The 12,834-nt window shown below is 72.2% G+C and carries 11 protein-coding genes; 8 read left to right on the top strand and 3 right to left on the bottom strand.

Annotated features, from left to right (window positions below):
• Nucleotides 1–658: 658 nt before the first annotated feature.
• The 4 genes from E4099_RS19490 to E4099_RS19475 all read left to right on the top strand — a co-directional run bounded on the left by E4099_RS19490 (nt 659) and on the right by E4099_RS19475 (nt 4,595).
• Complete coding sequence (locus E4099_RS19490) at nt 659–1,900, top strand: MFS transporter (protein WP_245245003.1); 1,242 nt, start codon at nt 659–661, stop codon at nt 1,898–1,900.
• 66 nt (nt 1,901–1,966) lie between these two features.
• Nucleotides 1,967–2,278 carry an FmdB family zinc ribbon protein gene (locus E4099_RS19485; RefSeq protein WP_135340378.1) on the top strand — a complete coding sequence of 104 codons (312 nt, stop codon included), beginning with the start codon at nt 1,967–1,969 and terminating at the stop codon, nt 2,276–2,278.
• Between the two features lie 160 nt (nt 2,279–2,438).
• Complete coding sequence (locus E4099_RS19480; protein ID WP_135340377.1) at nt 2,439–3,287, top strand: S-methyl-5'-thioadenosine phosphorylase; 849 nt, start codon at nt 2,439–2,441, stop codon at nt 3,285–3,287.
• 711 nt (nt 3,288–3,998) lie between these two features.
• Nucleotides 3,999–4,595: an RcpC/CpaB family pilus assembly protein gene (locus E4099_RS19475; protein ID WP_135340376.1), complete on the top strand. Its 597-nt coding sequence runs from the start codon at nt 3,999–4,001 to the stop codon at nt 4,593–4,595.
• A gap of 225 nt (nt 4,596–4,820) precedes the next feature.
• Here E4099_RS19475 and E4099_RS19470 read toward each other — a convergent pair whose 3' ends face one another.
• Nucleotides 4,821–5,003 carry a hypothetical protein gene (locus E4099_RS19470; protein WP_135340375.1) on the bottom strand — a complete coding sequence of 61 codons (183 nt, stop codon included), beginning with the start codon at nt 5,001–5,003 and terminating at the stop codon, nt 4,821–4,823.
• Nucleotides 5,000–5,614 (bottom strand): AMP-binding protein, encoded by a 615-nt coding sequence (locus E4099_RS19465; protein WP_135340374.1) that lies wholly within the window; start codon nt 5,612–5,614, stop codon nt 5,000–5,002. Before E4099_RS19465 ends, E4099_RS19470 begins: the two co-directional genes overlap by 4 nt.
• Nucleotides 5,615–5,795: 181 nt before the next feature.
• Here E4099_RS19465 and E4099_RS19460 point away from each other — a divergent pair, with 181 nt between their 5' ends.
• From E4099_RS19460 to E4099_RS19450, 3 genes are all read left to right on the top strand, one after another.
• Entirely contained in the window at nt 5,796–6,998 is a 1,203-nt protein-coding gene (locus E4099_RS19460) for a low temperature requirement protein A (protein ID WP_135340373.1), read from the top strand.
• A 562-nt stretch (nt 6,999–7,560) separates the two neighbouring features.
• Nucleotides 7,561–8,730, top strand: a complete 1,170-nt coding sequence (locus tag E4099_RS19455) for a P1 family peptidase (RefSeq protein ID WP_245245002.1) — start codon at nt 7,561–7,563, stop codon at nt 8,728–8,730.
• 789 nt (nt 8,731–9,519) lie between these two features.
• Entirely contained in the window at nt 9,520–10,260 is a 741-nt protein-coding gene (locus tag E4099_RS19450) for an SDR family NAD(P)-dependent oxidoreductase (RefSeq protein WP_135340372.1), read from the top strand.
• A 154-nt stretch (nt 10,261–10,414) separates the two neighbouring features.
• Here E4099_RS19450 and E4099_RS19445 read toward each other — a convergent pair whose 3' ends face one another.
• Nucleotides 10,415–11,440, bottom strand: a complete 1,026-nt coding sequence (locus E4099_RS19445) for a sigma-70 family RNA polymerase sigma factor (RefSeq protein WP_135340371.1) — start codon at nt 11,438–11,440, stop codon at nt 10,415–10,417.
• A 587-nt stretch (nt 11,441–12,027) separates the two neighbouring features.
• Between E4099_RS19445 and E4099_RS19440 the strand changes: the two genes are divergently transcribed.
• A complete protein-coding gene (locus E4099_RS19440; RefSeq protein WP_135340370.1) occupies nt 12,028–12,705 on the top strand; it encodes a hypothetical protein in 678 nt (225 codons plus the stop codon).
• Nucleotides 12,706–12,834: the final 129 nt, after the last annotated feature.

Below are 12,834 nucleotides of genomic sequence, written 5' to 3'. Positions count from 1 at the left end.
GGCGCAGGTGGTGGGAGGGTGCGCGGGGTCATGGGGCGCGAAAGCCGGTCGGCGGCACGGGAGCCGACCGGCGGCGCCGGGCCCCGCAGTGCGACCACCCGGGGCCACCCGATCGCACGCGAACCGATCGCTGACGGCGGCTCGGGGCCCGCTCGTCCGGGGCCGTCCCGGTCGACCAGGGAACCCCTGTCGACGGCGACCTCAGCCGATCTCCAGTCACGCGGGCCCGACGGGTCGACTACTGGGCGTACCGGTACCGATACGGGCCTGACCTGCGCGGACGCGCTCCCGCGCAGTGGTCCGTTCCACCCCGCGCACCGGGGCGATACATGGCTGTGCCAGCTAATATGTTCGGGCAATAACCAACCCAACTCTGTCTGACGCAGAGCTGGCGCGACCGCACGGCGGCCGAGGTTCCCCCGTTCGAGGGCGACCGGTCCGGTATCTACCACGGTCCCGCGCGAGAGGACAGCTCTCGGCGCGCTCCGTGGAGACCCCTGGCGAGTGCGCTACCAGACGGCGGAAAGGCCCGGCCGTGGCATCCACGGTCACCACGCACCACGACGATCACCCGCCGGCCGCAGGACCCGAAGGTCCCGCCTCCGGCACCGCCACCCAGCCCGACGCCTCCGGGGGGACCCGCCCCGGCTACGGTGCGCTGCTGCGCACCAAGGGCGCCTGGAGCTTCGTCCTCCCCGGCTTCCTGGCCCGGCAGCCGTTCGCCATGCTCACCATCGGCATCGTGCTGCTGGTGCAGCACACCACCGGCTCGTACGGCGCTGCCGGCACCGTGTCGGCGACCGCCGGTGTGGCGATGGCGCTGTGCGCGCCCCAGAGCGGCAAGCTGGCCGACCGCTTCGGGCAGGGCGCCGTCCTGCTGCCCGGCGTGCTGCTGCACGCGAGCGCCATCGCGCTGCTGACCGCGCTGGCCCTGCTGCACGCCCCGCTGTGGGCGCTGTGCCTGGCCGCCGTGCCGGCCGGTGCCTCGGTGCCGCAGATCGGCCCGATGGTGCGGGCCCGCTGGGCGGCACGGCTTGAGGGCTCGCCGCTGATGACCACGGCCGCCGCCTTCGAGTCGGTCACCGACGAGTTCACCTTCGTGGTGGGGCCGGTGCTGGCCACCGCGCTGTGCACCGGAGTGCACCCGGCGGCCGGACTGATCACCGAGGCCACGCTGACGCTGTTCGGCGGCCTGCTCTTCGCCTCGCAGCGTGGCACCCAGCCGCAGCCCTCCCGCGAGGCCGGCTCTTCCGCCGCCGCGGGCGATTCCGGACGCGCCGCCTCGGCCCTCTCGATTCCGGGCGTACGGGCACTGGCCGCCGCGTTCCTGGGCATCGGCGCGGTCTTCGGCGGTATGCAGGTCTCGCTGACAGCGTTCACCGAGGACATCGGCCAGCCGGGCATCAACGGCCTGCTGTACGGGATCTTCGCGGCCGGCAACATGCTGGCCGGTGTCGCCTGCGGTGCCATCCACTGGCGGCGCAGCCCGCAGCACCGACTGCTGATCGCCTACCCGCTGCTCACCCTGGCCACCGCCCCGCTGTGGGCGGCCCACTCGGTGCCGTTGCTGGGCCTCTTCGGACTGCTGGTGGGGCTGTGCGTGGCACCGTCGCTGATCAATGGATACACGCTGGTGGACACATTGGTGCCGGCCACCGCTCGGACGGAGGCGTTCACCTGGCTGACGGGGGCTGTCGCACTGGGCCAGGCGGCTGCCGCGACCACGGCCGGCCGACTGGCTGACAGCTTCGGCCCAAGCGCCGGTTTCCTGGTCCCACTGGGCGGTACGAGCCTGGCGCTGCTGACCCTGCTGTCGCTGCGCGGACGGCTGTCCCCGGCCCCGACGGGGCAGGAGGCCACACGTGGAGTCGGTCACCGTACGGCCCTTCCGGTGGACTGACAGGCCGGAATACTGCACTATGGAGCGTCGTTAGCACTCATCGAGTGAGAGTGCCAGGAGGAGCAAGTGCCGACCTATCAGTACCAGTGCACCGAGTGCGGCGAGGGCCTCGAGGCGGTGCAGAAGTTCACCGATGACGCGCTGACCGAGTGCCCCAACTGCAAGGGACGCCTGAAGAAGGTGTTCTCGGCGGTCGGCATCGTCTTCAAGGGCTCCGGCTTCTACCGGAACGACAGCCGTGGCGCGTCGTCCAGCAGCAGCCCGGCCAAGCCCGCGGCCAAGAGCGACAGCGGCTCGTCCTCGACGACCTCCGCCACGTCGACGTCTTCGTCGTCCACCAGTTCCACCTCCACGGGCAGCGCCAGCTCGGCCGCCTGACCTCCGCACTTCACGGCCCCCGTTCCCGCCTCGCGCGGGGGCGGGGGCTGCCGCGTGCCGCCCCGGTGTCCGCCCTTGGCGTCCCGCCCTGGCATTCAGGCCCCGACGAGTCCAGCTGGGGCCGCCCCTCTCCCTCTCCGAGGCCGTTAGGGTGAGCGATATGGTCGAGACGAGCGGTGCGCAGGCGGACATAGGGATCATCGGCGGTTCGGGGTTCTACTCCTTCCTCGACGATGTGATCGAGATCACCGTGGAGACCCCCTACGGCCCGCCGAGCGACTCCCTCTTCCTCGGTGAGGTCGCCGGACGCCGGGTGGCCTTCCTCCCCCGGCACGGCCGCAAGCACCATCTGCCGCCGCACCGCATCAACTACCGGGCCAACCTGTGGGCCCTGCGCTCGCTGGGCGTGCGACAGGTGCTCGGGCCCTGCGCGGTGGGCGGCCTGCGCCCCGAATACGGTCCGGGCACCCTGCTCATTCCGGACCAGTTGGTGGACCGGACCAAGAACCGCGTCCAGACCTACTTCGACGGCGAGCCGCTGCCCGGGGGCCAGATACCCAACGTGGTGCATGTGGCCTTCGCCGACCCGTACTGCCCCACCGGTCGCAAGGCGGCGATCTCGGCGGCCCGCAAGCGCGATTGGGAGCCGGTGGACGGCGGCACCCTGGTGGTGGTCGAGGGGCCGCGCTTCTCCACCCGCGCCGAGTCGGTGTGGCATGCCTCGCAGGGCTGGTCGGTGGTCGGCATGACGGGCCACCCGGAGGCGATCCTCGCCCGCGAGCTGGAACTCTGCTACACATCGCTGACCCTGGTCACGGACCTGGACGCGGGTACCGAAGCAGGCGATGGCGTGTCCCACTCGGAGGTCATGCGGGTCTTCGCGCAGAACGTGGACCGGCTGCGCGAGGTCCTCTTCGACACCATCCGGGAACTGCCCGACACTCAGGCCCGGGACTGCCTGTGCACCACCGCGCACGACGGCTGGAACCCCGGGATCGACCTGCCCTGACGCGGTGGCGCGAGATCGCCCGCTTCGCGCGGCGGCACGGGCCACGATGCCACTCATCACACCGAGCAGCGCGGTAACGCAACGTAAGAACACCATGCCCATCACACTGCCGTACGCCACCACTCCGCGGAGGCACGGCAGTGTGATTGCACCTGCACGGGTGGCCCGTTTATCCACAACCGGCGGGTAGCACACAGGCCCCCACGAGATCCGTGGCCAGCGTGCACGCTGAGGGAACCGACGAACCGGCTTCGGCCCTCAGCGACAGGCGGTGCAGCCCCCATGTCTTCGCACCCTCTCCTCCCTCTCCCCTCTCTCCCCTCTCTCCCCCCTCTCCTTTCCGCGCCCTCCGCACCCTCAACGCACTCCGCGGCGCCCTCGGATCTCCCCGGGTCCCCCGCCTCTCCCACGGTCCCCACGACGGTCCCTTCCTGGGCCACCGCTCCCCCGTGTCCCAGCCCAGGAAGCCCAGCCGGCTCCGGACCACCCACTTCGGGAGGCCTGAGCGCCGCGGCGCGCCCCACCCCGGGCAGCCCGCCCGATCCAGCGTTACCTACCCCAGGAGCCCTCACCGGTTCAGCGCTGCCCACCCCAGGAAGCCTGACCGGTGCGGCGGCGTACCTCACTTCGGAAAGCCCGCCTGGCTCGGGGCCACCAGCCCCAGGGAGCACACCCGGCTTGGGGCCACCAGCCTCAGGGAGCACACCCGGCTTGGCGCCGCCGATCCGCTCGGCACCACCCAACCGCGCGGTGCCGGAGTTCGCCCCGGTGCGGGTACACGGGCGGCATCGGTACCGGCTGCGGCGCTGGATGTCCGGGCCTCGGGCGGCGCTCGCCCTGGCCCTGGCCGCGACCGGCACCATGCTGGTGGTCGGCCTACCCGCCGCCGGCGATGAGGATCGGGGCCGCACCCGAGGCCAGGCCACCTCACCAGCGGCCGGCGCGGCCCCGACCACAACCGAAGGCAAGAACGCGGCTGCTCGGATGCCCAGCACATCCACCCCACGCGCCGCCGCCGAGACCGTCTCGGCCCCGGTGCGGATCGCCGACGCGGCTTCGGTGCGGCTGCTGCGGCCAGGGGACCGGGTGGACGTACTGGCCGCTGCCGATAGCGGCGGGGCTTCGAAGGCCCGTGTGGTGGCACGGGCGGCACGCGTCGTACGGCTGCCCGGGGAGCCGTCCGGGGCCGACATGGCCGACATGGCCGACGGCGGCGGTGCGCTGATCGTGCTCGCGGTCCCGCGGCCGACCGCCACCGCACTGGTGGGCGCATCGGCCAACGCACGACTGGCGGTGACCCTGTGCTGAGTGCCCTCCAGGCCGCGTCGGCTGCTTTCCGGGGCTTGTCTACCGCCCTGCGGATCTTGGCGCGTTCTCCTCGCGACAGCGCATGCTCAGACCAGGGCGGTCAGGATCGGGCTGTCGTGCGAGCCCTGCGACGCTTCGGTCGACAAACGCGGCGCGGCCTCCACGCTTCCGAGGCGAGGGGCCTGCCACGGACTTCGGAGTCCGAGTCCGGGCGGCGGGCCGTTGTCACAGGTGGTGCGGCGGCTTCTCGTCCAGGAAGCGGGAGAGGTCGGCGGCGCCATCGGCGCCGCCGGGGGCCCGCTCGCCCCACCCACGGTCCGTATCGTCCGCTGACTGCTGTGCGAGCGGATCATCGAAGATCAGTGCTGTCGACGGATCGCGCGGTCCAGGGGCGGGGGCGGTACTCATACCTCCAGGGTACGAGCTCCCCCGACGGGCCCCCGGGAGGTGTGCCCGCAGGACGCCACCGGTCCGTTGCCGCCCAACGCCTCGTGCCACCACAGGTCGCGGCCGGGCGTCCACGGCACCGGGCGGGACACCCGGTGCACCACCAGCACGTTCCGCACCTCGGGGCAGCCCTCCACCGCGCGGTCCGCCAGCGCCTTGAGCGCCCGCGTCTCACCGGCCCGCAGGTCGCCATCGGCCGTGATCAGCACCCGGGCTCCCGACTCCCTCAGATGCTCGCGGAGCTCATGCGCCCGCAGCCCCACCGGCATGCTGCACCGCACCGCGTCGATCCGTCCGCAGGCAAGCGTGGCGATCACGGACTCGGGGACGAGCGGCAAATGCACCGCCACCCGGTCCCCGGCCCGCACCCCGAGCCGGACCAACGCTTCGGCCGCACAAGCTGCCTGGTCCAGCAGCTCGCCGTGCGTCAGCTCCTCGGTGCGGTCCGGCTCGCTTATCCAGCGCAACGCCACCCGGCGGATCTGGCGGGTAGTGGCACCGAGGGTGTGCAGCCTGTCCGTCCGAGCGGTACGGGCCACATTGATGTTCGTTCGGACGGAGTCAGTCTGCATGCCGATCAGGCTGGCGCACCGGCATCAACGTCGAGTCAACGTCTGCTATACGTCGCGGAGAGTCGCCCGATAGTCGATCATTGCCCCCAAGGCAGACATACCTCTCGACACCGCATGGCATGGTCGGCCCGCGTCACCGCTGACGGCCCACCCGATGCGCCGGAGAAGGGCACCCGCGTCCATGGCCGACGAGCACACCCTCGGCACCGGGCACGCCCGCCCCGCCACCCCGCTGCGCCGGATGACCGCACGGGACCGTACCGAACTCCACCGCGCCGCCACCCCGCTGGAGCTGTTCTTCGACCTGTGCTTCGTGGTCGCGGTGGCTCAGGCGGGCCTGCAGCTGGTGCACAAGGTGGCCGAGGGGCACCCCGGCCTCGGAGTCGCAGACTACGCGATGCTGTTCTTTGCCGTGTGGTGGGCTTGGATGAACTTTTCCTGGTTCGCCTCCGCCTACGACGTGGACGACGTGCCGTACCGCGTCGTCACACTGATTCAGATCGCCGGAGTGCTCATCCTGGCGGCGGGTGTGCCGCGCGCGGCTCAACGCCACGACTTCACGGTGGTCTGGCTGGGCTATGCGGTGATGCGGCTGGCGCTGGTCAGCCAGTGGCTGCGGGCAGCCGCCTCCACCACCGGCGAGGAGCGCCGCTGCGCCTTCTGGTACGCGGGTGGGGTGGCCGCCTGCCAGGTCGGCTGGCTGGGGCTGGTGGTACTGCCGGAACACGCCCGGCCCTGGCTGTTCCTGGTGATGGCGGTCCTGGAGCTGTCGGTGCCTCTCCGGGCCGAGCGCCACTACCGCACCAGCTGGCACCCGCACCACATCGCCGAGCGGTACGGCTTGTTCACCATCATCGTGCTGGGCGAGACCATCTCGGCGGCGACGGTCGCGGTGCAGTCCGCGCTGGACGAGTCGGCCGTACTGGGCGAGCTGCTGCCGATCGCGTGCGGTGGGCTGCTGATCGTCTTCGCCGCCTGGTGGATCTACTTCGCGGTGCCCATCCACGAGCATCTGGCCTCCCATCAAGAGGGTTTCCTGTGGGGTTACGGCCACTACCTGATCTTCGCCTCCGCCGCCGGGATCGGCGCCGGGATCGAGGTCGCCGTGGAGCAGGCCACCGGCAAGGCGCACATCACGGCCTCAGCCGCGGCGGCTGCCGTCACGGTGCCCAGCGCGCTGTTCCTGTTCACCGTCTGGCTGCTGCACGCCCGTCACCACAAGCGCGGCGTGGGCCAGCTGACGCTGCCGGTCTCTGCGGCGCTGGTGCTGCTGTGTACGGCGGCGGGCCGGTTGGCGGTACTGACGGCCGGTCTGGTGTGCGCCGCTTCGGTCGCGGTGGGCGTCGCCCTCACCACGTGGCAGAGCCGTACCGCCGCCGCTTGACCTTGCCCTCGCCGTGGCTCGCCGTGCGGTGTTGTCGACGCGCTCCACGTACGCCGGCCGCACCGACGTGCTACCCATGGATGCCATGCCGACAGCTGACGCCATGCCGCAGCAGGGACAGCCGGAACCGCCCGAACGCCAAGGAAGGTCGGGGACCGGCGAGGAGCCCGGCAACCGGGCCGAGGGGGGACGCCCGGCACAGCCGGGACGTGGAGCCGAGCCAGGTCATCGGGCCGAGGACGAACCCCAGGCAGAGACAGGACGCCAAAACGAGCCGGGACTTCGAGCCGAGAAAGGACACCCGCCAGAGCCGGGTCGGCAAAGCGAATCGGGACATCAGGCTGGGAAAGGACGCCGGGCAGAGGCGGGGCGCCATACCGAATCGGGACATCAGGCCGGGAGAGGACGCGGGGCAGAGGCGGGATGTGGGACCGAGCCGGACCGTCGGCCGGAGTCGGAGAGGCAACGAGGGCCTGCGAGGCCTCGGGGCTCGCAACAGGGGCCGGGGCACCCTGGCGGGTCCGCGCCCGCCCCCGGACCGCGGCCCGGCCCTCAGGACGCGCTGACCGATGTCGTCGGCCTGCGGGTGGGGCACGCCCAACGCATCGGCGAGGGCTGGCTGACCGGTACCACGGTGGTGCTGGCCCCGGACGGCGGCGCGGTGGCGGCCGTGGACGTCCGGGGCGGCGGGCCCGGCACCCGGGAGACCGACGCCCTCGACCCGCGCAATCTGGTGCAGCGCATCGACGCGGTGGTGCTCACCGGGGGCAGCGCCTTCGGCCTGGACTCGGCCTCCGGGGTCGCCGCCTGGCTTGAGGAACAGGGCCGCGGGTTCCGGGTCGGCCCGCACTCGACACAGGTGGTCCCGGTGGTCCCCGCCGCCGCGCTCTTCGACCTCGGCCGAGGCGGCGACTGGCGAGCCCGGCCGGATGCCGCGCTGGGCCGGGCGGCGGCCGAGGCCGCGGGACGTTCCCGCCCGGGCGCCCCGGTGGCCAGGGGCAACACCGGCGCGGGGACCGGTGCCGTGGCCGGCGGGCTCAAGGGCGGCACCGGAACGGCGAGCCTGCTGCTGCCGTCCGGCTTCACGGTGGCCGCGCTGGCGGTGGTGAACGCGTTGGGGTCCGTGTTCGATCTCTCCTCCGGTGCCCTCTACGGCCAGGGGTACGCCCCTGCCGACCACCTGGGGAGCGGCCCGAGCCAGGGGGTTGGCGCGGGCGGGAGGCCCGGCGGTGGATGCGGGTGGGTAGGCGTGCGACCCCGCCTCAGCCACCCGCCCACCCCAGCCGTGCATGCCGAAGCACAGCGGCGACTGGCGGAGGCGCAGGCCGAGTCACTGCGTCGATCGGCCTCCTCGGCGCAGCCCCCGCTCAACACCACGCTGGTCGTGGTCGCCACCGACGCCGTGCTCACCCGCGCGCAGGCCCAGAAGCTGGCCGGCACCGCGCATGACGGCCTGGCCCGGGCGGTCCGGCCGGTGCACCTGCTGGCCGACGGGGACACCGTGTTCGCTCTGGCGACCGGAGAACGCCCGCTAATGCCGGAGGGCTCGGACGCCTCCGCCCAGCCGGTCTCCGCCGGGCACCCGGAGATCGTCGCACTCAACGAGATCCTCGCGGCCGGGGCGGACGCCGTCGCCCGCGCGGTGTTGGACGCGACGCTCTGCGCGGAGGGGGTGGACGGGCCGGGCGGAGTGTTCCCCTCCTACCGGGAGCTGTACGGCCCGGCCGACTGAGTCGGCACCGCCCACGGCCATCACCCGATGTGCGCAGGTGGACCAGGGGTAGACCGGCTGAGCCGATCCACGGCCGCCATCCGACGGTGTGCCCACGTGGCTGGCCCGGGCGGGGGACCGACCATGCCGGCACCCACCACCGCCACCACACCAAGTGCACACGTAGGTGATCCGGGCCCCGACCAGCTGGACCGGCACCCCATCACCGCCATCCCCCGTGGGCACACATAGGCGGCCCGGCCGGGACCGAACCATGCCGGCAACCACCACTGCCACCACACCATGCGCACATGTAGGTGATCCGGACTCGGAACGGCCGGACCGGCACCCACCATCGCCGCCCGGGGCAACGCGTAGGTGGCCCGGGCCGGGACCGACCCGCCGGCACCCACCACCGCCACCGTCCGTGCGCACACGTAGGTGGCCCGGGTAGGGGGACCGGCCCGGCCGGCGCCGCTGTCGCACCGCGCCCGTCCCTGGCCCGCGCAGGCCCGCGCACGAGTCAGGGAGGCCGCCGGGTGAGCCCGCGCTGTCGGCCGACTGGCCCCGGCGTACGGGCGGGGAAGTCGGCCTCGCCCCGCCTCCGGCGACGGCCGTCAGATCGATGTCTGAATGCCGCCGGACGTTCCGCGCGGGCCTGGCGAAGATCGACTCAGGTACCCGGGCAGGGGCATCGGGGGCGCGGCCATCGAGGTCGAGCCCCAGCACCGCCGTGCCCGTGGACCATCCGACACTCCCGTGCGAGCGATCCCCCAAGGGGCGCTCGACGTCTCGCGAAAGAGAGCGATCATGTCTTCACTCGTTGGCAAGACGGCCCTGGTGACCGGTGGCAGCCGGGGAATCGGTGCGGCGATCGCGGTCCGGCTCGCCGAGGAAGGCGCCGATGTGGCGCTGACGTACCAGAGCAACAAGACCGCCGCCGCCGAAGTGGTCGAGCGGATCGAGGCGCTGGGTCGCAAGGCTCTGGCGATACCGGCCGACAGCGCGGACTCGGTGGCGGTTCGGGCCGCCGTGGACAGTGCGGTCACCGAACTCGGGCGGCTCGACATCCTGGTGAACAACGCGGGCACCGGCGTGCTGGGGCCGATCGGCGACCTGGCCGAGGCAGATGTCGACCGGGTGCTGGCGGTCAACATCCGGGCGCCGTTCATCGCGGCTCAGGCCGCGAGCGCGCATCTGACCGAGGGCTCCACGATCATCACCATCGGCAGCTGCATGGCTGAGCGCGTCGTCTTCCCGGGCGGCACCCTCTACTCGATGAGCAAGAGCGCCCTCACCGGACTCACCAAGGCGCTGGCCCGCGAGTTCGGCCCGCGCGGCATCACCGCCAACCTGGTGCACCCCGGCCCGATCGACACCGAGATGAACCCCGCCGACGGGGAGAGCGCCGCCGCGCAGAGCGGCTTCACCGCGCTCGGCCGGTACGGGCAGCCGGCCGAGATCGCCGCGACCGTGGCCCATCTCGCGGGCCCCGAGGGCCGCTACATCACCGGTGCGTCCATCGCGGTGGACGGCGGCTTCGGGGCCTGAGAATCGATCCGGTAGGCGCACGGGCAGGGGGACAGCGAACCCAGAACACAGAGAACACAGGGAACGCAGGGAACGCAGAGAGCAGAGACAGGCATGAGGGAGCCCCGGCGCTGGGGGGGAGATGCGCCGGGGCTCCCGTCCTGGGGCCGCCGGATCAGGCGGCGGCGTCGAAGCCCGTGTCGTGGGCCATCTTCTTCAGCTCCAGCAGGGCGTGCTTCTCGATCTGCCGAATGCGCTCACGGGTCAGCCCGTGCTCCTTGCCGACCTCGGTGAGCGTGCGCTCACGTCCGTCGTTGATGCCGTAGCGAGCCTTGATGATCGAGGCGGTGCGGTCGTCCAGCCGCCCGATCAGGCCCTCCAGCTCCTCGCTGCGCAGCAGCGTGAGCACCGACTGCTCGGGCGACACGGCCGAGGTGTCCTCCAGCAGGTCGCCGAACTGGGTCTCGCCCTCGTCGTCCACCGACATGTTGAGGCTGACCGGGTCGCGTGCCCAGTCCAGCACATCGGAGACGCGCTCGGTGTTGGTGCCGAGCTCGGCGGCGATCTCGGCGTGCTCGGGCTCGCGGCCGTTCTCCCGGTTGAACTCGCGCTGCACCCGCCGGATCCGGCCCAGTTCCTCGACCAGGTGGACGGGCAGCCGGATGGTGCGCGACTGGTCGGCGATGGACCGGGTGATGGCCTGCCGGATCCACCAGGTCGCGTAGGTGGAGAACTTGAAGCCCTTGGTGTAGTCGAACTTCTCGACCGCACGCACCAGGCCCGCGTTCCCCTCCTGGATCAGGTCCAGGAGGGGCAGACCGCTGCGGGGATAGCGGCGCGCGACGGCCACCACCAGTCGCAGGTTGGACCGGATGAAGATGTCCTTCGCGCGGGCACCCTCGGCGGCTACCGCCTCCAGCTCCTGACGGCTGGCACCGCTGGACGCGGAGGCCTCGCCGCCCTCCGCCCCGGCCGGCTCGATCTCCCCGTCCAGGAGCTGCTGGGCGTACACGCCGGCCTCGATGGTCTGCGAGAGCTCGACCTCCCTTGCCGCGTCCAGCAGCGGTGTGCGGGCGATCTCGTCGAGATACATGCCGACCAGGTCGCGGTCAGCGATCTCTCCGCCTGCGGCGCGAACACTGCTGCCCCCGCCAGCACCGCTGCTGCTGCTCTGACGACGGGCGACGGCACGGGTTGCCATGCGTGATGCTCCCTTGCGATGAGTCGGATGAGTCGGTCGCGGGACGTGAACGGGTTACGGCCTGTGCCTGTGCCACCGAGCGGCGCTCCGTGGCTCCCACTGGCACCTACCGGCACCTGATCGACTGTCTCTCGGGTGCCCCGTTCGATGGAAACAACGACTGGAATCAGGACAGAATTCCCCCGATGTCGAACCGGATTTGTGATCATGCAGTACCCTGTCCGGCCGCAGCTCGCTGATACCTGATCGCAACCCTTCGGAAGTGCAGGTCAGGCCCCGTACCGAAGCCGGTCCGCGAGCCCCTTCCATGCCTCCCGGCGACGCGCTGCGTGAGACGGCCGTCACAGCTGACATCCGCCGCCTCCCGTGTCGCACTCCGAGCTTCGGGCCCCGGCCTCGGACCTCCTCGTCCTCGGCCGCTCCCGCCCTGAAGGACGGCTTCCGGCTCCCCACGGTTGCCCGGGCTGCCCCGCGTCCCCTCCCCCTCCGCCGAGGACGCCCCGGGCGGCCGCCGAGCTGATCGAGTTGCCGTCCCCGGTGGACGGGTGTGACCTGGGGATCAGGGAATCCGGCGGAAGGGATCTGCCATGAACGCGCGCATCGCCGCCCCGGCACGGCACCGGCACCGGCCCCGTCCCCTGCCCTTCTCCATCGACATGGTGCTGCCACCCGTCCTTGGCCTCTGCTACGGCGCCTGGGTGGGCTGGGTCGAGCACAACCACGGCACCGAGCTGTTCCGGTCCCAGATGATCGGGCTGATCGCGGCCGGTCTCCTGACCGCCCTGTGCTACGGCATCGCCGCCTTCCACCACCATGTGATCTCCGAGGTGCGGGCGGTGATGTACGGGGCGGTGTTCGGCCTCGCCATGGGCTTCGGCTACAGCGTCGCCGGGTCCAGCGTCCTCAAGAGTTCGCTGTTCGGGCTGATGTTCGCTGTGATCGGCGGCGTGTTCGTGTTCTTCAGGGTGCATACCCGTGAACCGGTCAGCAGGGGAGACTTGTCCTCCGCCCCCGTACAGGATCGGGACCGGCGGATCCTCGCCGAGGAGCAGGAGCGCTTCCTGGCCGCCCGGGAGGCCGCCCAGGAGCGGCGCCGTCCGACCACCGCGGCCGGGCCAGGCCGCCCCGGTGTCACCGGCCGGGCCGGGGCGTCCGGCGCCCGGCCCGGGCTCAGGCCGAGCGCCGCTCGGAGTGCGGAGTCCGAGGCGAGCCGGGACGTGAAAGGGTCCGACACCGACCTCGGCCCTACGTCCACCGGCCAGTGAGGTTCGGCCGCGAGTCCGTTCCGGGCGGGGCACGCCGGCCCTAGCGTCCGGCGTATGACAACCCCGCCCGCGGACTCCCGGCCTCCGCACCAGGACCAGCCGCCCACCCAGCAGCCCTCGCGCCAGGAC

Origin of the sequence: Streptomyces palmae (genome assembly GCF_004684805.1) — a bacterium.
Lineage (GTDB): Bacteria > Actinomycetota > Actinomycetes > Streptomycetales > Streptomycetaceae > Streptomyces > Streptomyces palmae.
The sequence above is the reverse complement of the archived record's forward strand: the minus strand, read 5'-3'. Positions and strand labels throughout refer to the sequence as shown.